This window comes from Fictibacillus macauensis ZFHKF-1 (genome assembly GCF_000269865.1).
Taxonomy (GTDB): domain Bacteria; phylum Bacillota; class Bacilli; order Bacillales; family Fictibacillaceae; genus Fictibacillus_C; species Fictibacillus_C macauensis.
Window position 1 is genome coordinate 97394 of sequence record NZ_AKKV01000036.1, and the last position, 23538, is coordinate 120931.

General features: G+C 42.0%; 23 protein-coding genes and 1 other annotated feature. Of the genes, 21 read left to right on the plus strand and 2 right to left on the minus strand.

Features of this window, described 5'->3' with window-relative positions:
• Nucleotides 1-6 precede the first annotated feature (6 nt).
• The 7 genes from hpaB to A374_RS16145 are packed head-to-tail and all read left to right on the plus strand — an operon-like array spanning nt 7 to nt 6418.
• Entirely contained in the window at nt 7-1479 is a 1473-nt protein-coding gene (gene hpaB / locus A374_RS16115; RefSeq protein ID WP_007203301.1) for a 4-hydroxyphenylacetate 3-monooxygenase, oxygenase component, read from the plus strand.
• Between the two features lie 23 nt (nt 1480-1502).
• Nucleotides 1503-2486 (plus strand): 3,4-dihydroxyphenylacetate 2,3-dioxygenase, encoded by a 984-nt coding sequence (gene hpaD / locus A374_RS16120; RefSeq protein ID WP_007203302.1) that lies wholly within the window; start codon nt 1503-1505, stop codon nt 2484-2486.
• A gap of 47 nt (nt 2487-2533) precedes the next feature.
• Nucleotides 2534-2866 carry a DUF485 domain-containing protein gene (locus A374_RS16125; RefSeq protein WP_007203303.1) on the plus strand — a complete coding sequence of 111 codons (333 nt, stop codon included), beginning with the start codon at nt 2534-2536 and terminating at the stop codon, nt 2864-2866.
• A gap of 2 nt (nt 2867-2868) precedes the next feature.
• On the plus strand, nt 2869-4416 hold the full coding sequence (locus A374_RS16130) for a solute symporter family protein (protein WP_007203304.1): 1548 nt from the start codon (nt 2869-2871) through the stop codon (nt 4414-4416).
• A gap of 23 nt (nt 4417-4439) precedes the next feature.
• Entirely contained in the window at nt 4440-5213 is a 774-nt protein-coding gene (locus A374_RS16135; protein ID WP_007203305.1) for a fumarylacetoacetate hydrolase family protein, read from the plus strand.
• Nucleotides 5210-6004, plus strand: a complete 795-nt coding sequence (locus tag A374_RS16140) for a fumarylacetoacetate hydrolase family protein (protein WP_007203306.1) — start codon at nt 5210-5212, stop codon at nt 6002-6004. The genes A374_RS16135 and A374_RS16140 overlap by 4 nt, the downstream gene beginning before the upstream one ends.
• A gap of 24 nt (nt 6005-6028) precedes the next feature.
• Nucleotides 6029-6418 (plus strand): 5-carboxymethyl-2-hydroxymuconate Delta-isomerase, encoded by a 390-nt coding sequence (locus tag A374_RS16145; protein WP_007203307.1) that lies wholly within the window; start codon nt 6029-6031, stop codon nt 6416-6418.
• Nucleotides 6419-7168: 750 nt separating this feature from the next.
• Here the strand turns inward: A374_RS16145 and A374_RS16150 are convergent.
• A complete protein-coding gene (locus tag A374_RS16150) occupies nt 7169-7615 on the minus strand; it encodes a C40 family peptidase (protein ID WP_007203308.1) in 447 nt (148 codons plus the stop codon).
• A 354-nt stretch (nt 7616-7969) separates the two neighbouring features.
• On the opposite strand from A374_RS16150, the gene A374_RS16155 reads away from it, so the two are divergent.
• From A374_RS16155 to A374_RS16190, 8 genes are all read left to right on the plus strand, one after another.
• Nucleotides 7970-8830 carry an MBL fold metallo-hydrolase gene (locus tag A374_RS16155; protein ID WP_007203309.1) on the plus strand — a complete coding sequence of 287 codons (861 nt, stop codon included), beginning with the start codon at nt 7970-7972 and terminating at the stop codon, nt 8828-8830.
• Nucleotides 8827-9171: a hypothetical protein gene (locus tag A374_RS16160; protein WP_007203310.1), complete on the plus strand. Its 345-nt coding sequence runs from the start codon at nt 8827-8829 to the stop codon at nt 9169-9171. Before A374_RS16155 ends, A374_RS16160 begins: the two co-directional genes overlap by 4 nt.
• 50 nt (nt 9172-9221) lie before the next feature.
• Nucleotides 9222-9476 carry a hypothetical protein gene (locus A374_RS16165; protein WP_007203311.1) on the plus strand — a complete coding sequence of 85 codons (255 nt, stop codon included), beginning with the start codon at nt 9222-9224 and terminating at the stop codon, nt 9474-9476.
• Between the two features lie 63 nt (nt 9477-9539).
• Nucleotides 9540-10265 carry a hypothetical protein gene (locus tag A374_RS16170; protein WP_007203312.1) on the plus strand — a complete coding sequence of 242 codons (726 nt, stop codon included), beginning with the start codon at nt 9540-9542 and terminating at the stop codon, nt 10263-10265.
• A 26-nt stretch (nt 10266-10291) separates the two neighbouring features.
• Nucleotides 10292-11323: a hypothetical protein gene (locus tag A374_RS16175; RefSeq protein WP_007203313.1), complete on the plus strand. Its 1032-nt coding sequence runs from the start codon at nt 10292-10294 to the stop codon at nt 11321-11323.
• Between the two features lie 94 nt (nt 11324-11417).
• Nucleotides 11418-12455: a hypothetical protein gene (locus A374_RS16180; RefSeq protein ID WP_007203314.1), complete on the plus strand. Its 1038-nt coding sequence runs from the start codon at nt 11418-11420 to the stop codon at nt 12453-12455.
• 91 nt (nt 12456-12546) lie between these two features.
• Complete coding sequence (locus A374_RS16185; protein WP_007203315.1) at nt 12547-13518, plus strand: metallophosphoesterase; 972 nt, start codon at nt 12547-12549, stop codon at nt 13516-13518.
• Nucleotides 13519-13565: 47 nt separating this feature from the next.
• The gene (locus A374_RS16190; protein WP_156793252.1) at nt 13566-13766 is read left to right on the plus strand and encodes a hypothetical protein; all 201 of its coding nucleotides are present in this window, start codon (nt 13566-13568) and stop codon (nt 13764-13766) included.
• A 77-nt stretch (nt 13767-13843) separates the two neighbouring features.
• Here A374_RS16190 and cudC read toward each other — a convergent pair whose 3' ends face one another.
• The gene (gene cudC / locus A374_RS16195) at nt 13844-14392 is read right to left on the minus strand and encodes a choline uptake/conversion transcriptional regulator CudC (protein ID WP_007203317.1); all 549 of its coding nucleotides are present in this window, start codon (nt 14390-14392) and stop codon (nt 13844-13846) included.
• 295 nt (nt 14393-14687) lie between these two features.
• Between cudC and betB the strand changes: the two genes are divergently transcribed.
• The 6 genes from betB (at nt 14688) to poxB (ending at nt 23468) form a co-directional block, all read left to right on the plus strand.
• Nucleotides 14688-16154, plus strand: a complete 1467-nt coding sequence (betB, locus tag A374_RS16200) for a betaine-aldehyde dehydrogenase (protein WP_007203318.1) — start codon at nt 14688-14690, stop codon at nt 16152-16154.
• 77 nt (nt 16155-16231) lie between these two features.
• Nucleotides 16232-17440, plus strand: coding sequence for a choline dehydrogenase (gbsB, locus tag A374_RS16205; RefSeq protein ID WP_007203319.1), 1209 nt, complete (start codon nt 16232-16234; stop codon nt 17438-17440).
• A 340-nt stretch (nt 17441-17780) separates the two neighbouring features.
• Nucleotides 17781-18007 (plus strand) — a binding site (T-box leader).
• 46 nt (nt 18008-18053) lie between these two features.
• A complete protein-coding gene (gene ilvA, locus A374_RS16210) occupies nt 18054-19319 on the plus strand; it encodes a threonine ammonia-lyase IlvA (protein WP_007203320.1) in 1266 nt (421 codons plus the stop codon).
• 84 nt (nt 19320-19403) lie between these two features.
• Nucleotides 19404-20207 (plus strand): trypsin-like serine protease, encoded by an 804-nt coding sequence (locus A374_RS16215; RefSeq protein ID WP_007203321.1) that lies wholly within the window; start codon nt 19404-19406, stop codon nt 20205-20207.
• A 136-nt stretch (nt 20208-20343) separates the two neighbouring features.
• Nucleotides 20344-21216, plus strand: a complete 873-nt coding sequence (locus tag A374_RS16220; protein ID WP_007203322.1) for a trypsin-like serine peptidase — start codon at nt 20344-20346, stop codon at nt 21214-21216.
• 527 nt (nt 21217-21743) lie between these two features.
• Nucleotides 21744-23468, plus strand: a complete 1725-nt coding sequence (poxB, locus tag A374_RS16225; RefSeq protein WP_007203323.1) for a ubiquinone-dependent pyruvate dehydrogenase — start codon at nt 21744-21746, stop codon at nt 23466-23468.
• The last annotated feature ends 70 nt before the right edge of the window (nt 23469-23538 follow it).

Genomic DNA, 23538 nt, shown 5'->3' on the forward strand with positions numbered 1-23538 from the left:
AGACCGATGCCAGCAAAAACAGGACAAGAGTATATAAATCGTGTGAATGAAGCGAAAGCAAACGTCTGGATCAATGGCGAGGCGGTAACAGGGAACATTTCAGAGCATCCAGCCTTTAGTGGGGTTATGAAAACACAAGGCGAGCTCTATGATATGCAACATGATCCGAAGAAACGGGATTTAATGACGTACGTTTCCCCAACCAGTGGAGACCGCGTCGGAACATCTTTTTTACAGCCGCGCAGTCGTGAAGATTTAGAAAAGCGGCGCTTGATGATGTACGAATGGGCGAAGCATAACGGCGGCATGATGGGGCGCTCCCCAGATTATATTAACTCCGGCATGATGGCGTATGGCGCAGCCTCGAATATGTTTGCGACGCAAGATCCTTTTTACGGAAAAAATATGGAAGCGTATTATGCGTATTGTCGTGAAAATGATCTATCGCTTACGCATACGCTCATCCAACCTCAAGTAAATCGAGGCGTAAATGCCGCACAATTGCCAGATCCGTATATTGCGGCTCGAATTGTTGAAAAAACGTCAGAAGGTGTCGTCATTCGTGGTGCCCGTTTACTGGCAACGCAAGGCGGCATTACAGATGAAATTATGGTGTTTCCATCCACGTTGCTCAAGCAATCTGATGAGGAAAATCCGTATGCCTACGCCTTCTCCATTCCGAACAATACAAAAGGCTTGAAGTTCATTTGTCGGGAGTCTTTTGATTATGGCAAATCCGCGTTTGATCATCCGCTCGGCTCGCGTTTTGAAGAAATGGATACGATCGTCGTGTTTGACGATGTAGTTGTGCCGTGGGACCGGGTGTTTGCGCTAGCAGACGTTGAAGTGTGTAATCGTGCGTATAACGAAAGCAATGCGGTCGTTCATATGACGCATCAAGTCGTTTCAAAAAATATCGCCAAGACTGAATTCATTCTCGGCATTCTACAATTAATGGTTGAGACGATTAACATCGGTCAATTTCAACATGTTCAAGAAAAAATGTCAGAAGTAATCGTCGCACTAGAAACCGTTAAATCGTTTGTAACAGCTGCCGAGGCGAATGCGAAGCTTGATCAGTGGGGCATTATGACGCCAGATTTTACGCCGCTAAATATTGCGCGTAACTATTATCCAAAAATTTATCCGCGTTTCTCTGAAATTATGCAACAGCTTGGCGCGAGTGGACTTATGGCCATTCCAAACGAAGCTGATTTCCATTCAGCGCTGCGTCCTGATTTAGATAAATACTTACAAGCTGCCAATGGTGATGCGTATAACCGCGTGAAGCTCTATCGTCTTGCTTGGGATGTATGCATGAGTGCTTTCGGTTCTCGGCAAACGCTGTATGAGCGCTTTTTCTTCGGCGATCCTGTGCGCATGGCAGGAGCGCTTTACAACGGCTACGACAAACAAGTGTACGTGGATCGCGTGAAGGAGTTTTTAGATCGCAGTGAAGAGCTAGCAAAAAACGTATAAAAACGTGAGGAGGCTTGGCGAGCATGGATTTTAATATTATTCGAATTGCACGAACGGTGATTAATGTAAAAGATTTAGAGCGTTCGCGTGCTTTTTATGTCGATGCCCTTGGTTTCATTGAAACAGAGCGTGATGACGAACACTTGTATTTGCGCGGATTAGAAGAGCATACGCACCATAGCCTTGTGCTAAAGAAAGCCGATACGCTCGGGGTGCATGCGCTCGGCTATAAAGTAGAAAAAGATGAACAGTTAGAAGCGCTTGAGGCATTTTTTAAACAGCAAGGACTGCCAACAAAATGGATGCCTCAAGGAACACAGCGCGCACTCGGCCGCTCCTTACGCGTGCATGACGTGTCTGGCATGCCACTTGAGTTTTTCGCTGAGATGGAAGGCGTGGAGCGCATGTTGCAGCGCTACGACTTATACCGTGGCGCCCGCATTCAACGCATCGACCATGTGAACTGTGCGGTAGCGGATGTGGAAAAGGCGTATGATTTTTACCGAAAGTCACTTGGTTTCCGATGCTCTGAATATACAGCTAACGATGATGATCGCGTCTGGGCCGCTTGGTTGCACCGCAAACAAGGTGTGCACGATCAAGCCTTTATGAATGGCGAAGGTCCACATTTGCATCATATCGGCTTTTGGCTACCCGATCCGCTCGCCATCATTCATTGTTGCGATGTACTTGCCTCGCTCGGCTACGGAGATTGCATTGAGCGCGGACCTGGCCGTCACGGACTATCGAACGCGTTCTTCCTATACTTACGCGATCCAGATGGCTATCGCATCGAGCTTTATAACGGCGATTATTTAACGAGCGATCCGGATTTCAAACCGATTCGTTGGGACTTAGATGATCCACGCCGCCAAACGTTCTGGGGCCATAAAGCACCAGAAAGCTGGTTCAATGAAACGATGCCATTTTTACACATTGAAACCGGCGAAGTCATTCCAACAGCTGAGCCAACGTTGAAAAAAATAAAACCTGAATTCGTGTTGTAGAAAAGGAGAGGGGGCGCTTGCTCCCTTTTTTATAAGGGGGATTTCGTATGGGGATGCAACAAAGCCACGTGCAGACGTCGACGCTGCCTTACCAAGAAATAGTAGCTTCGGCACGTTTTCAAGAATTAGTGACCATGAAAAAACGTTTCACCATTGCGGTTACGCTCTTTTTTATGAGTTTTGCTTTGCTCTTACCAATCCTGGCGTTTTATACGAATTGGCTACGTATCGCTGCAATTGGTCCGATTACATGGGGATGGCTATATGCATTTGCACAATTTGTCATGACGTTCACCATATGTCACTTGTATGTGAAAAAGGCTGCGCTTTTTGATGACATGGCAGAACGTGTGCTAACGGACGTAGGAAGGGGACGCTAAGTATGGATGTAAAAGTCGTTGTCCTCTTTGCAGCAATTGTTGCTCTTACGTTGCTCATCACGTACTATGCTTCGAAAAAAACGCGCAATGCGAGTGCTTTTTATACCGCGGGTGGTGGTTTGAATGCGTGGCAAAATGGCTTTGCAATTGCGGGTGACTTTATGTCGGCTTCCTCTTTTCTCGGACTGATTGGCGCGATTGCGTTGTTCGGTTACGATGGTTACTTTTTAATGTATGGCGCGCTCGTTTCGTATTTAGTCGTCTTGTTGCTAGTCGCTGAACCGCTACGCAACCTTGGCAAATATACGTTAGCTGATATGATTGCCGAACGCTTTGCGGCAAAAAAAGTCCGCGGTGTGACCGCCTTTAATGCGTTAACGATTTCAGTTTTCTATATGCTGGCGCAGCTTGTTGCCGCTGGTGCGCTGTTTAAATTGTTGTTAGGCATTCCGTACGAGCTGTCGGTCGTAATCGTTGGTATTGTGATGTTAACGTTCGTGCTATTTGGCGGCATGACGGCAACGAGCTGGGTACAAATTACGAAAGCCTTTTTATTGCTTGGAGGTACGGTCGTTGTATTTTTGCTCGTTATGGGAAAATTTCATTACAACGTGTTTCAGATTTTCACAGATATGAAGAGTGCAACACCGCTACAGGGTGCGTATTTACAACCTGGCGCGAAGTATACGAACGGTCTTGATGCCTTTTCGCTCACGCTTGGACTTGTGCTCGGAACAGCCGGCTTACCGCACGTCTTGAGCCGCTTTTTAACCGTACCTAATGCAAAAGTTGCTCGTAAATCTGTTGTCTATTCGATTTGGATTATTGGCCTTTTTTATGTGATGGTAATTTTCCTCGGCTTTGCGGCAGCAAAATTCGTCGGTTTCCAAAACATTATGAAAGCCAATCCAGCTGGCAATATGGCAGCCCCTCTACTCGCTAAAATACTTGGCGGTGATACGCTATTTGCTGTCATTTCTGCCGTGTCCTTTGCAACGATTTTAGCCGTCGTAGCCGGCATTGTCCTTACTGGGGCTACGTCTTTTTCGCACGATTTTTACAATGAAATGATCAAAGGTGGTAAAGCGACAGAAAAAGAACAGATGAGAATGGCGCGTCTCGCTTCCATTGGCATTACCGTGCTTTCTATCGTACTGGCGTTATTCGTACAAAAAGTAAATGTGGCGTTTCTTGCTTCCCTTGCACTAACGGTGGCAGCAAGCTCGAATTTACCCGTCATTCTGCTGACGGTGTATTGGAAAAAGTTTAACGTCGCAGGTGCGGTTACTGGGATGCTCGTCGGCTTAGTCGGAACGATGCTTCTCGTGGCACTCAGTCCGAACGTATGGAATCCAGAAGTCGGTAAAGCGCTGTTTGTCGGACAACCTCTCTTTCCACTAAGTTCACCAGGAATTGTTTCAATTCCGCTTGGCTTTTTAGGAGCCTATGTTGGAACAATCGTAGCAAGAAAGCGCAGTGAACGTGGCAATTTTGAAGAAATGCTAGTGAAATCAACGACCGGTAGTGATGTTAAAGGCATTCATCATTAAAACTAACAAGGTAGGTGTAGGAAATGGTACAAGTGAAAGTAAAAGGACAGCAACAAATGCTGTCAGGAATGCTTCATGAAGAGGGAATTACGATTCATGGAGAAACGAAAACACTTCAAGAGCTAGAGGTTGAAGCGCCACTCGTAAACACCATTTATGGCGTGGCGTTAAATTATAAAGGGGTGCTTGCGGCTTTAGGCGAGGCGATGCACGAGGCACCGTATAAAGCACCACCAAAGGCGCCTGTTCTCTATATAAAACCGAGAAATACAATTAATAGTCATCGCTGTCCCATCGAAATGCCAGCCTCGGTAACTGAACTGGAAATGGGGGCAACGCTTGGCGTAATCATTGGCAAACGCGCCACCCATGTCCCGCAACAAGAGGCGTTACACTATGTGGCTGGCTATACGATCGTCAATGATGTGAGCATTCCGCATGATAGTGTGTACCGGCCGGCAGTCGCGCAAAAAGCGCGTGATGGCTTTTGTGCGATTGGTCCGTGGATGGTCGAGGCAGCCGCGCTACCGAACGTAGAGGATGTAACGATTGCTGTTAGTATTAACGGCGAACGGCGCATGGAAACGAACACGTCACAGCTCGTTCGCTCGATTCCAGCGCTCATTGCTGATATTACAGAATTCATGACGCTAGAAGCAGGTGATCTGTTGCTTGTTGGCATTCCAGAAAACGCGCCCCGAGCTGTTGTCGGCGATGCGGTATGCATTGACATTGCTGGTATTGGTTCGTTGGAAAATCATATTGTACCGCAAAAGATAGGAGGCGACGCTCGATGAAAAAAGCACGTGTTGCTTACGATGGCATAATTCATGAAGCAAGTGAGGCAAGCGATGGCCGACTACAGTTAGACGACGGTCGCTATGTTGCAAGTGATGAGGTGGTGTGGCTGCCACCAGTTATTCCAGGCACGATTTTTGCGCTCGGTTTAAATTATGCCGATCATGCGTCTGAGCTTGCGTTTCAAGCTCCGAAAGAGCCGCTTGTCTTTTTAAAAGGACCGAATACGTTAATCGGTCATAACAGCTCTACGCGGCGGCCGGGAGATGTTTCGTACATGCATTATGAATGTGAATTAGCGGTTGTCATCGGTAAAAGCGGGAAGGATATTGCGAAAGAAGAGGCTTATGACTATGTAGCCGGCTATAGTGTGGCTAATGATTATGCGTTTCGCGATTACTTGGAAAACTACTATCGTCCGAACTTACGCGTTAAAAATCGCGATGGCTGTACACCGCTTGGCCCATGGCTTGTAGACGCTAGTGATGTCGCTGATCCTATGAATCTCGCCATCACGACGTATGTGAATGGCGTAAAAACACAAGAAGGCAATACGCGCGACATGATTTTTACGATTGCTGATCTTATTTCCTATTTAAGTAGTTTTCTAACGCTGCAAGCAGGCGATCTTATTTTAACAGGGACACCGCATGGCACGGTCGACACAGCTGTCGGTGATGAAGTGGTGACAGAAATCGAAGGCATTGGACGCTTGAAGAACACCGTTAGTGGAGACGAGGCATACGGGCGTGAGACGACGTCTACCACGAAAGCGACTATTGAAAGATGATTAGGTAGGGAAAGGAAGAGAACAATGCCACATTTTATTATAGAATATACAGATAATATTGCTGACGAAGGCAATTTTCCTGCCTTACTTCAAAAAATTAATGCGGTTCTTGTCGCCCGCAACGATTTATTCCCTGTTGGCGGCATTCGCTCACGCGCCATTCCCTTGCATCATTATTGTATCGCAGACGGTACAAATGAACGTGATGCCTTCGTTCACGCGCATTTAAAAATAGGTGCTGGTCGCAGTGAACAAGACAAACAAGCTGTCTGTACACGACTTTTCACGGTGATGAAAGAACACTTTGCCCCACTCTACGAAACGCGGGGCTTTGCTCTTTCTATGGAGCTAAGCGAATTTAGTGAAAGCGGCACGTATAAACATAACAACCTTCATGCGCGTTATAAAGCGTAAGGAAAAAAGCGATCTCTCTTTTCGAGATCGCTTTTTTAACGTTAGGCAGGAAATTGACAGTTAAATAAAAACTATAAAAAGATATTTAGGCTATATACATTTCATGTTATCTCAAGGAGTTGATCACATGAAAACCAATATTGAATTTGCTAAGGAAATTAGCGTATACGTTAAATTCCGATTTTCTAACCCATCTGGGCATCGCTATTACTCTCAAAAGAAACTAGAGGGGCTGATAAGTTCATCTTATCAGCCCCTATGAATGGATTTGAAACTATTAAAAATAAAAATTACGATTAATAATCCTTATTAGAAAGAAAATCGTCAAGATCGCATTGAGAAAAAAAGAATGGATGTGACTAACTTAGCCGTTCGATTATGTTTATACATTCTAAAGTAATAGATTGAAAGCATTGCAAAATAGAATGCCGTAAAAGTCAGTAGTATTAAGAATAAGGGTAAATCCGTTAGTATAGATTCAATTGTTTTCACGAATGCGTCCAGTTTGATCTCCTCCACATTTGCTACAAAGAACTATACCTGTTTTTTGAGATCGATAAACAACGATTCAACATCACTGTTAGCACTCCATACACTACAACGAGCTTTATAGTTGCGGCCGCAACTCCAAGCCCCAGTAATGGTACCAGCTAATCATGCGCATAGCCAAACCACAAAAGCAGTCGCCATTTTTTTAAAAAAATGGCGACTGCTTTATGTTTATTATGTGTACAGGGCGGGTATTGGTTATTACATGCGTTTTCCTTTTAGAAAACGAGGCCCCCAATAACTATTTGTTAACGAGTCAACGCGTACGCCGTTAGATGCGGCGTGAACGAACTTTTTACCTCCAAGATAAATACCAACATGTGAAGCGCCACGCTTATATGTATGGAAGAAGACCATGTCGCCCTTTTTTAAGTTCGATTTTGATACGCTTGATCCTCTATTGTATAAATCTCCTGTCGTACGAGGTACCCATTTTCCAGCCTTTTTGAAAGAATAGCCAACAAATCCGGAGCAATCAAACCCACTTGGTGATGTGCCACCCCATTTATATTTTACGCCAATATAGCGTTTCCCGATGTCTGCTGCTTTTTCTCGATATGTATACTTTGCATCTACAGAATGTCCGCCTACTAACCCAGTGACTGCCAAACTCATTGTAAGCATTGAAGCAATTAGTCCTTTTTTCATCGTTTCAAAACCCCTCCGTTTTTTGGTCAGACACTTTGTTCGTTCAACGTGCCTGCTTTCTTGTAATCTACTAGTTATAATTTAACAGAAAAAGGCATAAAAAGTTATTACAGGAAACTTACTTTACATATCATCTATGTTACAAATATGACATAAAAATCCAAAAATAATGAAACTAGTTGCTATTACGAGGGATTTCGCTGTTACATTTGTCGGGTACATGCTCATAGAAAAGGTGAATTCGACAAAATTCTAGGTCTCTTTTCACCTTTTTTCTACTATTCTTTTCCTGAAAATATCAATATAATAGTAATGGTTTACAAAAGAGTTACGAATAAAGAAAGTAGGATTGTTATGTTAAAAGCATTATCACCACGCGTGTATTATATGGAACATGTACAGGAGACGGATCGTCCTGCGCTCGGACTCATTGTTGGAGAGAATTATAGTATAGCGGTAGATGCTGGTAATTCACCTGCTCATGCCTCTCTTTTTTTAGAACAAGCAACAGCGCTTACACAATCACCGATTGAATTTGTGGTAATTACACACTGGCACTGGGATCATGTGTTTGGCATTCGTACAATGAATTGCCATAGCATTAGCCATTTTGAAACGAAGGAAAAAATTGCAATCATGACAACGCAAGACTGGGACGATGCCTCATTAGATGAACGTGTTGTTACAGGAGAGGAAATTTCCTTTTGTAGTGAAATGATTAAGAAAGAAATGCCTGTTCGAGATGATTTAATACTTAAAGTACCGGATATTACATTTACTCAAACAATGACGCTTGATTTAGGTGGCATTACCGCTGTCATTGACCATGTAGGTGGTGTGCATGCCCCTGATTCTTCCATTGTTTATGTACCACAAGAACACATCGTATTTGTAGGAGATTGTCTGTATCAAGATTTCTATTCTGGGGAATGGAGCTATGATTTGCAAGCGTTTCAGGTGCTTGTTGACAAGCTATTACGCTATGAAGCTCGCTGGTACGTTCTCGGACATCAGCATCCAAAAACGAAAGAAGATTTTACCGCTTTTGTGCAAGAAATCTTAACCATCGGTGAGCTTGTTGGACAGGCGGAATCACTTCATGATGTGCAAGCGGTGTATGAGCAGGCGTACGGGCATGAACCAAGTGAGGATGAGCGCGAATGGATGCGGAATTTTATTGCCGGTAATCATAAAAAACGGAACGCTCAAGCATGAAAAACTTAGGAAAACTATTCGGACTAGGACTCATTGTTGTAGCGATATACATGACATTTTTCACTACGTTTTCAGTAGAGCTTACAGACTATATAACGCTCATTCAAATCGTTATTGTACTAGGCGGATGGCTGTTAGGATACTTTCGCTTGGTTAATAAAGATAAGCTTAAAACGATTTTCATCATGGAGTTTTATGTATATTTAACCGTACTTTTCTTTGTAAAGGACGCGTCAATTTTCTTTACGGTTATGTACATTATTTGTACGATTTTTATAGTGTTTTTTATCGGTATAACGTTGATTACCTCTAGAGGAAGTCAAGAGTATAGCAAACGATAACATAAAAGTAAAATAGTGGTATAGTTGACCGATAAGGGGGCATCTTGATAGTGAAAAAATACATGCCGATTGCACTCGGTGCTTTGATTATTATTATCATAAGTGTCGCTACAGCTGTTTATTTTGGTAAGAAATCAACGGCAGAATCACCGGAAAGACCATTAAAAATTATCGATCATGATTATAAGGTAAAAGTAACCTTGCCAATTGGCAATACGTTTGCGTATGCAGGATCTGCTGATTACCTCTATTTCAATGCTGCGATTGACAGCGAGTTGCCTAATAAAATTGTTCAATATAATTGAAAAACGAAGAAAATAAAAGAACTATTCACCTCAAAAAACGACGCCCCATATGTGGGTAGCAGCTTGCAATCAAATCGTGATTGGGTTATTTGGCAAGACGGCGCCGATCAAGGCGGAACAATGGGGATTTATGCATATAACGTACATACAGGCGAAACACACGAAGTAGATCCGCCACGTCACTCGCTTGAAGGTTTAGGTCGTATTGTACTAGCAGAGAATTATGTAGTGTGGACTGATCCTGGGGAACAGAAGAGTAAAGAGGTGATGTATACCTACCATTTGCCTAGCAAAAAGAAAGAGACGTTAGCAAGAGGGGATGTATACGTTTTGTCTGAACGAAATGGAAAGGTTTTGTACAGAACAAAACATCACCTCATTTTATATGATCCACAACGCCATTCGAAAAAGAGATGGAACGTACCGAAAGAAGCAGCCGAAATCTTTTTACTGAATGAACATCAAGTGTTATTTACGACGGAGACGAAGGCTAATACGGCGCTATTATGGTTGTATGATCTTACAACAAAAGCAAAGACAAAGTTTCCGATTATGGTTTCAACCAAGGAGTTAATGATTGATGGTGATGATCAAGTTAGTATTTTAGATGACGACGCGCCCATTTTACATCGCTTTAAGATTACGAGTCATATGAAGCTTCAGCATAAAAAAATGAAAAGCGATGGAGAAGAGATTCTTCAACAAAACAATCTATTTTTGCAATTAAAAGTTGATTCGAAATTCAAAGAACAGCAGTTAATCGTATCGAAAAAAGACTACGTAAAATAGAAGAAACGGCAAAGAGGGATTCGATTGTGATGAAGCTAAAAAATCTTGGCATACTTTTAGTAGGTATTATATTAATTACCTTTGGTAGCTTTAAAGCTTGGGAGTGGTTTGCAGGGACAAAAGAGCCTGCAACCACAACGTTACTCGTTGACCAAGAACAGCGAACAAAGGTAAAGCTTCCCTATGGAGGCATCCATTCGTATACTGGAAACAGTCGTTATTTGTTTTTTAGCGCAAATGATACAAATAAGGTGAGTAAACCAAATAAAGTAATTCAATACAACCGTGAAACAAAAAATTACGCATGTATTTATACGTCTGATCGTAAAGAAGCAAACGTTCAAAATGTAAGCGCTAATAAAGAGTGGGTTGTGTGGGAAGAAGGCCAAGATCAAAAGCCTAATGCAATCTATGTAAAAGGCATTAAAACAAAGACGATTACCCCCATCCGTCCGGACACAAAGGATGTTACGTACCATCACTTAGCTTTAGGAAGAAATCACATTGCATGGATTGCCTCTAATCAAGTAAGTAAGGAACAATCATTGTACGTCTACGATTTAATTAATCAAACACAAAAGAAAATAGCGACACTGTCCACAACAGAGCCACCATTAGTATCTGTTCGAAACGATCAGCTTTTATATGTGAATGAAGAGCGCTTTAACATGTATTCATTCTTTTCGGAACAAACGAAAACGTATCCATGTCCAAAAAAACACATGCAGCGTGTGAAACTGCTCGGTAAAGATAAGATTGTCTTGTTAGAAAAAGTAGGTCAAGGCATTCTCGATAATCGCGCCTTTCTATATAATTATAAAAAGAAGCAGATCATTGCTTTTCCAAAAGAAGCGACAGGAATTGATGGGATGGAAGTAGATCAGCATAATGTCTTTCTACATAAAGAAGATGATCGGCAAGATACGCTCTATAAAGTGTTGAAAAATAAAGTGAAAAAGGTTGGGAAAAGGGATAGCTGTTATTTAAAAGCGGTAAATGGTCTTTATTTCTATTATGGCTCTGATCCATTAATTGTTTCCAATCAACGCCCACATTAAAAATCTATCCATCGTCATGTATTCCTTATGTTGGGATTGTTGTAAAATAATAAAAGAATACAAGAGGTAGTAACAGTAAAAAAGGAGATTGGACATGAAACGAATAATGATGGTAGCTACAGCTCTAACACTCGCTACAGTACTAACTAGCCAAACAGTCGATGCCGAAGAAACGAAGCGAAAAGCGCATAGCCTTTCTCAACTGATCGATCAAGACTATGGTAAAAAAATAAATATAAAAGAAAAATCCTTTTATGAGTTTGATAGTACTAAAAAAGGGGTTTATTTTACGAACAATGAAGACGCTAAAGATCGGCTACTAGAGTATAATCGGCAAACGCATAAGCTGCGTACGATTTATACAACGAAAGTAAAAGACGACTCCCTGATTAAAGATGTATCGGCCAATGAGAAATGGGTAACGTGGGTTGATACAGGGGATGAAGTAGAAGAAACGTCTGTTATTTATGCGATGAATACAGCTACGCATCAAGTGAAATTGCTCACGCCAAAAGCTCAAAGAAAGAATTATAAGCATGACCTCGTCTTGTCCGGTCATTATATTGCGTACCAAACGTATAATCAACATGCCCATCAATTTGAAGTCATTCTTCAAGATCTGATTTCGCAGAAACGGAAAGTCATTATGGCTTCAAAGGATTACCGCAGTCAGCTTCGTGTTCAAGATGGTAAGCTCATTTTAAATGTAATCTCGCGTCATCATAGTAAGATTCATGTGTATTCTATAAACAATCATCAGCTTAAAACGTATAGGCTTCCCAATGTGCGTGTGCATGAAGCAACGATGGTCGGTAAAAAGCTTCTATATGTAGCAACCACAACGTCTGATACTACCGAAACGCAACGCGTCATGTTGTACAATCCACAAAGCAAAAGTGTCGTCAAGTTTCCGAAAAAAATGAATATGATTAGTTCAATCGTTGTTGGTCCTAAGAATCAAGTGTATTTGCAAAGAAATCATGGTTTCTATACACCATTTGCTATTTCCGCTAGTGGACAGATTAGTGAGAAAACACCGTTAATGGCTGAACAATTGAAAATTCATAACCGTCTGTATGTGTATCGAAAGGCTTCAGCTAGCGGTAGCTTAACCGTTATGACCAAACGCTAATGAACCATAGTGAGTTACTCCTCTTTACTACAAAGAGGAGTTTTTTACATACTTCACTTGTAAAAAAAGTAGACAGAAACGGAGAACTGACATGAAAAAGAAAACGCGGCGTTTAGTCGTATTATATAGCACCTTTGTGCTAGCGATTGCTTTTATACTCTATACGGTTTATGATCAGCACCGAGTTGCTGTTGTGAAAGAGAGGATTACCTTGCCTCGGTTGCCTGCTTCCTTTCAAGATTTTCATATTTTACAAGTAAGTGATTTGCATGGAACGTACTTTGGTAAAGAACAAAGCAGGCTTGCGCAAGCCATTAATTCGTTAGACTATGATGTGATTGTTTTTACAGGCGATATGGGGAAAAAGGAAAGTGGCACGTCTGCTATTTTTGATCTCATGAAGCATATTGAGAAAAAACGTGGGATGTATTGGGTGGACGGCCATACAAAGCCACAAGCAATGCAGCGAGTTGGTGGACTTGTGACAGGTAAGCTTACAGCTTTTGGGATTGAGCTTGAACGTCGCGGTGTGACGGTTCTCAAAGAGCCTGTTGCAATTAAACGTGGACATGACGCCATATGGTTTACGCCGCAAATGTCAGAAGGCACGTTTTCTTTATACACCCCAAAGAAAACGGCAGCGACCATTCAACAGTTTGGGGGAGAGCAAACGTTTGACGAGGTACATACGTACTATACCCATTTAAAAAAAGCGTATAATCAACTAAAAAACAAGACAGATCTCAAAATTCTTCTAAGTCATTATCCACAAACAGCATCTCGTTTGAGCGGCAATGATCACCTTCCCTATGATTTCATTGTGGCGGGGCATCTGCACGGTGGACAGTATCGAATACCAGGCTATGGAGCACCCTATGTGCAAGCGTTGCAAGAAGGCGCTTTTCCCGTGCAATCGCATGTCAAAGGGCTACAAACGTTCAGCTCTACCTCGCAATACGTGAGTGCTGGTCTTGGCGGAAGTGGAAGCCTTCCCTTTTTGAACATTCGCTTATGGAACACACCGGAAATTAATCTCTTAACACTTTCAAAAAAGAGTGATTGATATTCGTTGTAGGATTTGGTAATATCATCCTAAAAGCAGGTGCGAAAATGAAAAAGAAGCGAACAAGTAACATTCTTCTTGTTCTCGGCATGTGGATTGTTTTGGCAGGTATTGCTTGTTATTTACCAGAAACAAAAATTCCAGCATCGTTTTCAAATCTAGGTATTGGGTTTATTATTACCGGTATTCTCGTATTGCTCACCGCTACTTACTACAGAGTGCAATCACATAAAAACACAAATGCGTAACACACCGTTCGAATGGGATGACCATTCGAATTTTTTTATGTAAAAAAAAGCGAACTTGAAGAGCATCAAGTTCGCTTTTATTCTTCGATTGGTAAGTAGTCAAAGATCTCACCCGTGCGAAAGCTAGCAACGAGTCGGGTTAACCAATCATAGTATTTTTTTGATTCTTCTAGTTGTGTATAGTACGTTTGTGCGGTTTCTCGTAGGTGACTTAAAATCTCCTCATCGTTCATGATGTCCGTTAATTGTTGCTGAGCTACCGCAATCGATTCTAAGTTGATTTTTACTTCTCGATCCCATTTTTTGCAGAAGAAATCGATAAATGATTTAAAGAAGTTTTTTTCGGCGACGAACACATCTTTGCGAGAGCCTTTTAGCCACGTTTTATGCACCATCGAAATATCTTGTAGTGTGCGGACAGCCGTGCTCATACTCGGTTTGCTCATTTTCAGCTCGTCCTTCATCTCATCAAGATTCAGCGGACCACTAAAATACATCGTGCCATAAAGCTTACCTGCTGATGGGGTAACACCGTATAAGTCCATTGTTTCGGCAATAGACTGAATGACCACGTCCTTTGCGTATTCCAAAGTCTCACTCGCGCGCTGATCTTTCTCTTGATCCACTACGTCATCCATCCTTTTTGTTAAAATTGTTTCATATTTATTTTATAAATTTAATACTACAGAATTTAAAGGCAATGTCAAATGTTCAAGAGGAACTTGTTTGTGATGGGTAGAAAAGGCCTTGTCGCTCGTACCATCCGTTAGGAACAATCCGCTACATTTTTTTACAATACATGAAAAATTCAGTTTTGTTTTTCTTTGACAGGGTATACATAGAAATGATAGATTAAAGTTGTTAAAAACGTTAAGAAAAAATTTAACAAACTTTACACTCTTGCTTACAGGAGGATTTACTATGACGAAGATGTACATCAATGGAGAATGGACAGCGTCCATTAGCGGTAAGACACGTGATATTATGAATCCATTTAATCAAGAAATTGTGGCAACTGTCGCTGAAGGAAATGAACAAGATGCCCGAGCGGCCATTGCGGCTGCGAGAACAGCATTTGACGACGGTCCGTGGCGTCACACACCAGCTAACGAACGTGGAGCCATCGTAGCAAAAATTGCAGCGCTTATTTTACGTGATAAAGAAGAGCTAGCAACCTTAGAGTCGCTTGATACCGGCAAAACAATCATTGAAAGCCGAGGCGATATGGAGGATATTGCGTCTGTATTTCAATACTATGCAGGGTTAGCAGATAAGGATCAAGGAGAAGTGTTAGCATCACCGATTCCTGATTCCAAAAGCATCGCCGTACGCGAACCAGTTGGTGTGTGTGGACAGATTACACCTTGGAATTATCCATTATTACAAGCGTCTTGGAAGCTTGCGCCGGCATTAGTGGCAGGAAATACAATCGTTATTAAACCAAGTGAGATTACACCGTTAACGACAATTAAAGTAACAGAATTAATAGAAGAAGCCGGTGTACCTAAGGGAGTTGTCAATCTCGTATTAGGTAAAGGATCTGAAGTCGGCCACGAATTGGCGATTCACCGCGATGTCGACTTGATCTCCTTTACAGGCGGCCTAGAAACAGGTCGATCCATCATGCAGGCGGCGAGTACAAATTTTAAGAAAATCGCCTTAGAACTTGGTGGAAAAAATCCAAATATCGTATTTGCAGACAGCGATTTTGATACGGCTGTTGATCAGGCACTAAATGCCGTCTATTTTCATGCCGGGCAAGTTTGCTCAGCTGGTGCACGTTTATTAGTAGAAGATTCAATTCATGATGATTTCGTTGAAGCGCTTGTTGAACGTGTGAAGCGCATTAAGCTTGGCAATGGATTTGATGAAGGGACAGAGTCAGGACCGCTAATTTCTGCAGAACATCGAGAAAAAGTAGAAAATTATGTGGCGATTGGTGTAAAAGAAGGTGCCATGTTACGCGCTGGTGGAAAACGTCCAGAAGACGAAGCGTTACAAAATGGCTTTTTCTATGAACCTACCATTTTTACAAACTGCCATTCTTCAATGAGAATTGTGCAGGAAGAAGTGTTTGGTCCTGTCTTAACGGTAGAGCGCTTTTCCACAGAGGAAGAAGTGATTACGCTTGCGAACAATACCATTTATGGTTTAGCTGGTGCTGTTTGGAGTAATGACATTGTCAAAGCAGAACGCGTTGCGGCTGCACTTCGTATGGGAACGGTATGGATTAACGATTTCCATCCTTATTTTGCACAAGCGCCTTGGGGTGGTTATAAGCAATCTGGCATTGGTAGGGAGCTCGGAAAAACAGGTCTAGAGGAATATACAGAGTTAAAGCATGTGTATCAAAATACAAATCCACAGCCAGTCGGTTGGTTTAAATAAGCGTTCGTTCATAAAATACTACATTCTGAAGGTGAGGTGAAGCGACTATTCATTCTCTGAATAGCTCGCACATACGTATGGCTTTAAATATGAAGGTAGAAAGCATGTACAACTTCCATACTTTTGAAATTCCAACAACGATTAAACACGGAATCGGTTCAATCCAAAAGGTAGGCGAAGAAGTAAAAAATCTCGGTTGCAGTAAAGTATTGCTCGTAACCGATCCTGGCATTTATGGAGCAGGCGTTGTAACACCAGTAGAAGAAGCGCTACAAGGTGCAGGAGTAGAGGTCGTTCTTTTTAATAAAGTAGTGCCGAACCCTCCTGTTTCACTCGTCAATGAAGGATCCGCGCTGTATAAAGAACAAGGCTGTAACGGCTTAGTTGCTGTTGGTGGTGGAAGCTCGATGGATACGGCAAAAGCAATTGGTGTGGAAGCAACACACGAAGGTTCTGTACTTGATTATGAGGCAGCAGATGGAAAAAAACCACTCGAAAACCGCATTCCGCCACTAACAACGATTCCGACTACAGCTGGAACTGGCTCTGAAGTAACACAATGGGCAGTTATTACGGATGAAGAGCGTGAGTTTAAATTTAATACAGGTGGACCGCTAATTGCAGCCCATCTAACGATTATCGACCCAGAACTTCATACATCTATGCCACCACACGTAACCGCAATGACGGGAATTGATGCGCTTGCACATGCCATTGAGTGCTATACGATGAAATTCGCGCAACCCATTACAGATGCGGTCGCACTGATGGCAATGGAATATGGTGCAAAGTATATTCGCCGTGCCTTTGCTGACGGTGATGATCTTGAAGCACGCTACGGAATGGCGCAAGCCGCGATGCTCGCCGGGCTCTCTTACGGAAGTGAATCTGCAGGTGCTGCTCATGCAATGAGCCAGACGCTCGGGGGTATCATCCCGGTTGCCCATGGTCAATGTGTAGCGGCGATGATGGGGCCAGTTATGGAATATAACTGGAAAGGGAATCCAGAGAAATTTGCAAGAATGGCAAAGGCCTTCGGTATTCCAACAGAATCATTAACAGTAGAAGAAGCAGCTAAAGCAGCTGTTCAATGGATGTATGAGCTTGTGGAAGACTTGGAAGTACCTACGCTAGAAGAGCAAGGTGTTTCTCCTGATCTTATTGATCGCTTATCTGATGAAGCGATGAAAGATCCGCAAACAGTCGGTAATCCACGTGACCTTCGTAAAGAAAACTATGTATGGATTTATGAACGTTGCTTCAATTTAACACCAACAACGATTTAACAGGCAATGAGGAGAGGCTAGGACATAAACAGCCTAATTCATAAAAATGGCTTCATCATCGTTTTTGATGCTGAAGCCATTTTTTGGTCGCTTGTTATGTTCATTTTTAGATTGTTTTGCGGTCAAGTATTCGCGCGCAAACAAAACATATCTCCCTCAGAGCAAGAGCAAGAGATCCAAAAGAGAGCAAATGAAGCGCTAAACTCGCGAATGCGTCACAAAACAGAGGAAATAGGGTGTCCCAAGTCTTTTCTGTTCTTATAAAAAATGAATTTTCTAAATAAAAAGTAAATGATGTTGACGCCTTAGATAGAACCTGTTACTCTTATCATTAAAAAAATTAACGTCAATGACGAGAACAGTATGTTATAAGAGGACTCTAAAGAGAGCTGGAGTAGCTGAGAACCAGTGGGTGTCTATAACAGAAGATCCTCTCGAGAGACGTAATGCTGAACTGCATGATGTAAGCATTGCCGGGCAATCCGTTATCGTTGTATTTAAACAAGTGTCAGTAGTGGTTTGCTACTGGAACTAGGGTGGTAACGCGTGTATTAACTCGTCCCTACTATTATAGGGGGCGAGTTTTTTTGTTAGTGAAAGGAGATTGAGGAGGATGAAATTGGAACAGCTAAAAGAAAAGGTACTCGTAGAGGATATTATGATCGCGGGTCAACGTATTAAGGACGTTGTTGTGCATACACCTCTTCAATACAATGCCTTATTATCAAAGCAATATGGATGCAAGCTCTATTTAAAGCGTGAAGATCAACAAATTGTACGTTCGTTTAAAATTCGAGGTGCCTATAATTGTATAAAGAAATTAAGTAAAGAGAAGCTAGCGCGGGGGGTTACGTGTGCAAGTGCAGGTAATCACGCCCAAGGGGTAGCCTACTCTTGTCAATTGTTAGGTGTGAATGGAAAGATTTTTATGCCAACGACAACCCCAAAGCAAAAAGTAAATCAAGTTGAATTTTTCGGAGGAAACCAGGTGGAGATTGTCTTAACTGGCGATACCTTTGATGATGCGTATGCAGAGGCTATGCTATGCTGTGAGGAAGAAAAGCGGACCTTTATCCATCCATATGACGATTTAGACGTGATTGCGGGTCAAGGCACGACCGCTGTTGAGTTTCTCAACGATTGCGACGAACAAGTGGATTACGTATTTTTACCGATTGGCGGAGGTGGCTTAGCGGCTGGCGTTGGCACCTATGTAAAAAGTGTGTCGCCACAAACGAAAGTGATTGGTGTAGAGCCAGCAGGTGCTCCGGGTATGCATGAATCAAGGAAAAGCGGACAAGCCGTCGCACTTTCTACCATTGATCCTTTTGTAGATGGTGCCGCCGTTAAAAATGTTGGTAAGCTCACCTATGAAATCTGTCAACACGTCATCGATGAAATTGCCGTTATTCCTGAAGGAAAAGTCTGCTCCACGTTGCTTTCTCTGTATAACCGGAACGCAATTGTCGCAGAACCAACGGGAGCTTTAGCATTAGCAGCCCTTGATCAGTATCGAGATCACTTGAAAGGTCGCACGGTTATTTGCGTGATAAGCGGTGGCAATAATGATATTGGTCGCATGCAAGAAATTAAAGAGCGATCGATGATTTATGAAGGACTGCAGCATTATTTCATTGTTCATTTTCCACAGCGTGCCGGAGCGCTTCGCCAGTTTTTAGAAGAAGTGCTTGGACCAGATGATGATATTAATCGATTTGAATATACGAAGAAAAACAATAAAGAACGTGGACCTGCGCTTGTAGGTATTGAATTAAAGCAAAAAGAAGAGTATCGCGGTTTAATGGAACGGTTATCAGCAAGTGGCTTTTCCTATCAAGAAGTAAATAAAGATCGCACACTATTTCAACTATTAATCTAGTAGAAATTTCTCTGTATAATATATCCATTTTAACGTTTTCCAGTTATACTAATACAGTAAATGAAAAAGGGAAAGAGGATTAGGATGAAAAAATGGAAAACGTATGGAAGTGCGATTGTATTCATGGTTTTAGTTGCCATGTTGCAGACTTCGGCAATAGGAGAGGCATCGTTTGTATTGCCTGTTAGCAAAAAGGTTCCTGCTGCGCAAAGTGGAGGCATTATCGGTAAAGATGATCGTCAGAAAATAGATCTCAGAAAGCAACCGTATGGCTCCATTGTTTACGTATATGTAGGCAGTAAGCTGAAGGGCAAGGGAGATTATGCATCGGCTTGTTCCGGCACTGTTATTGCAAAAGATAAAGTCCTAACGAGCGCCGTCTGTCTAGAAAATATCAATACGCAAAAGACATTTACGAAAGGCGTAGTCGTACCTGGTTACAACAATGGCGGTGGTTATGGACTTTATAACATCAAAACATATTATGTGACTGGATACTGGCATCGTTATGCGTTCTATCCTGAAAACTTTGCCGTGCTTAAAATTGAAAAGTACAAGGGGAAAAACATTGGAGATGTGGTAAAGCCACTTTCTATAAAGAAAGCTGGAAAGATGAAAGGTACTATAGTAAAAAACGCAGGCTACTCCACAACACGTGAAAAAGACCCCGGTCAGTGGGGAATGCAAGGAAAGATTTTAAACGAAACCGTTGATGAGCTCATGATGAATATAGATGTAGAACTTAGTCAAATTGGCTCACCTATTCTCAACCGTTCGAACGAAATTAATGGCATCGTAGTCGGTTACACATATAATTCAACGATGAGCTTAGGACTTAAGGTGAATGATCAAATGGAATCCTTTGTTAAAAGTGTGATTAAAAAGTAATGAGGGCTGTTCAGTAGAGAAAGAAAGCTACTGAACAGTTTTTTCATAGTGTAAAAGTTTTACAATGAAGATTTGCTGTTTAGAACGTTTGTCGTTATACTATCATAGAATCATAGTTGAGGAGGAGAGAAAAAAAGTGAAAAAATGGTTATCCGTTGCCGCCTGCAGTGTGGCAAGTATTGTGATGCTGTCACCAGTAGCGAATGCAAAAGAGGCACCAGCACAAAGCAACATTCAAATGATAAAGGCCGATCAACAAACCACAAGTCAACTAGCAATGAAGCATGTGCTTCAGTCTCCGAAACACTTTACAGCAGCAAAGAAAATTGATGGAATTATCGGCAAAGATGATCGCAAAAAAGTGAAAAGCACCGCATCTACTCCGCATCGTCAAATTGCCATGCTACTATTACGAACGAATCAAAACAAAAATGTACTATGCAGTGGGACAGTTATTGCTAAAAATAAAGTATTAACGGCTGCACATTGCGTGAGCCAAAAAGGTGTAAAAATCCTAGGTGGTTACGTATACCCAGCAATAAATAGTAATAACATTTCTGAAAAATATGGCATGTATCCAACGAAAACGTTCTACATACCGAGTGGATGGAAGAAAAATGAAAACAGTAAGTATGATTATGCTGTCATTAAAGTTGGTACATTTAAAGGGAAGAATATCGGTACGAAAGTCGGCACATTACCGCTAAAGAAAAAAACAAAGTTAGTTAACGCTACTGTAAAAACATACGGCTATCCAGGCGATAAAACGAAAAAAAATATTGCACAATGGGGCATGAAAGGAAAGATTGTCGGCGAAGACTCTTATTTTGCTTATAGCAAAATGGATGTAGCGGGTGGTCAATCGGGCTCTTCATTGCTAGATTCCTCTAATCACATTGTTGGTATTCTAGATTCCTATACGTGGACTGATTCAAAGCACGTATATAGCAAGTTTCATAAGTTTAATTCGACAGCGTATTCGTTCATTAAGAATGCCATGAAAAAATAACACGCACGATGCTAACGGTGTAAACAGCCTGTTAGTATCGTTTTTTTTATTGCCTTTTTTAGATGAGGTACGAGAAGCTTAACTACTTACTACAAAAGCCATACGAATGACCCACCACTTAAAAAAGAAGAATCGAAAAATAGTTCATGTGAAAGATGTCTTTTTCTTACTAATCTTGTAAAATTTTATGTGGATGAAATGGGGGATTGCGATGAAAAAGTGGATTCTTGTTGTTGCGATTGGCTTAGCTAGTTTACTCATTTTGAGTCCTTTTGCAGCAACCATTGCAAAGGCAAATGATACAGTGGCGGAGTTAGTACACTACTAGATGAAGAGCAGGGCTCATAGTGTAAGCGGTTACGAATACGAAATAAAGAGAAATTCGAACGAGATCACGATGCGTTCGAATTTTTTTTGTTTCTCTTTCTTTTAATACGGGTAACTTTTAGGTAGCAAACAATCGGTATATCTCATCGCAGGATTAGAAATAATGGGAAGAATGATTGATAAAAGGAGACGAGGCAAGCATGAAAAAAACGGTAGCCGATTTACTCGTAGAGGCACTTGTTAATGCAGGAATTAAACGAATTTATGGAATTGTAGGAGACTCGTTAAATGCGGTGCTCGATTCCATTCGTGAGTCAGGAAAGATTGAGTGGATTTCAGTACGTCATGAAGAAGTAGCTGCTTTTGCAGCAGGATCAGAAGCGGCCTTAACGAATAGTATTGCGGTATGCGCAGGTAGTAGTGGTCCCGGGAATCTTCATTTAATTAATGGCTTATATGATTGTCATCGCAATCGTGTTCCTGTTTTAGCGATTGCCGCGCATATTCCAAGTAATGAAATTGGTGCGGAATATTTTCAACAAACACGTCCAGAGTTGTTGTTTCGCGACTGCAGTCACTATTGTGAAGTAGTAACGCGCAGCGAGCAAATGCCACGTATGATGACGATGGCCATGCAGCAAGCAATCGGGAAAAAAGGCGTCTCTGTTTTAATTTTACCAGGTGACGTAGCCGCACTTGAAGCAGAACATGAAGTGGCTGAAAATGTCGTTCATTATACAGAACCTGCGATTCTGCCTTCACAGCAGGAACTAGAACAACTTGCGCAGTATTTAAATGATAGTAAGAAAGTGACCGTCTTAGCAGGAGCGGGTTGCGAAGGTGCGCATACAGAAGTGATGGCCCTATGCGAGGAACTGCAAGCGCCTATGGTCATTGCGCTGCGTGGAAAAGAACACTTAGAATATGATAATCCATATTCTGTTGGCTTAACCGGATTAATCGGCTATGCTTCTGGGTATCATGCGATGATGGATTGTGACGTCTTACTCATGCTAGGAACGGACTTTCCCTATGCACAGTTTTTCCCTGAAAAGGCGAAAATTTTGCAAATCGATGTGCGTCCAGAACATCTCGGACGTCGTGCTCCGCTAACACTTGGTGTTTGTGGAAAGGTGTTGGATACGGCTGCAGCATTGCTTCCACTCCTGTCTTCCAAGCGAAGCAGCAGTCATCTCAAAAAGCATGTGAAAGATTATGAAAAAGTACGCAAGGATCTTGATAAACTAGCTGTTGATAAAAAAGGTAAAGGACCCATTCATCCGCAGCATTTAACAAAAACGATTAGCGACTTAGCTCGTGAGGATGCAATTTTTACATGTGATGTAGGGACGCCTACGTTATGGGCGGCGCGTTATTTACAAATGAGTAAAGAGCGCCGGTTGCTTGGTTCCTTTACGCATGGAACGATGGCCAGTGCCCTACCACAGGCCATCGGCGCTCAAGTTTCTCATAGCGATCGCCAAGTTATTTCTTTATCGGGCGATGGCGGACTGTCGATGCTTATGGGTGATTTATTAACACTGAAGCAACATCAGCTGCCCGTTAAAATCGTAGTCTACAATAATGATGCGTTAAGCTTTGTTGAGTTAGAAATGAAAGTAGCGGGCTTTTTAGAAACTGGTACAGAGCTTGGTAAGACGAGCTTTGCCGGCATAGCTGAAAGCATTGGGATTAAAGGCTATACCGTAACCGCTCCTGGCGACTTAGAAGCAACTCTTACAGAAGCGCTCGCCCATGAAGGCCCTGCTTTAATTGATGTTGCTGTTAATCGTCAAGAGTTAGCAATGCCTCCGAAAATTGAATTTGGCCAAGCACATGGCTTTAGTTTATGGATGATGAAATCCGTCTTAAATGGAAAAGGCGATGAATTAATTAAATTAGCAAAAACAAACTTATTACGATAGCAAACATACAGCACGATCCTCTTACTCTTCATTGTTAGGATCGTGCTTCTCTTTTTTTGAAAAAACATTT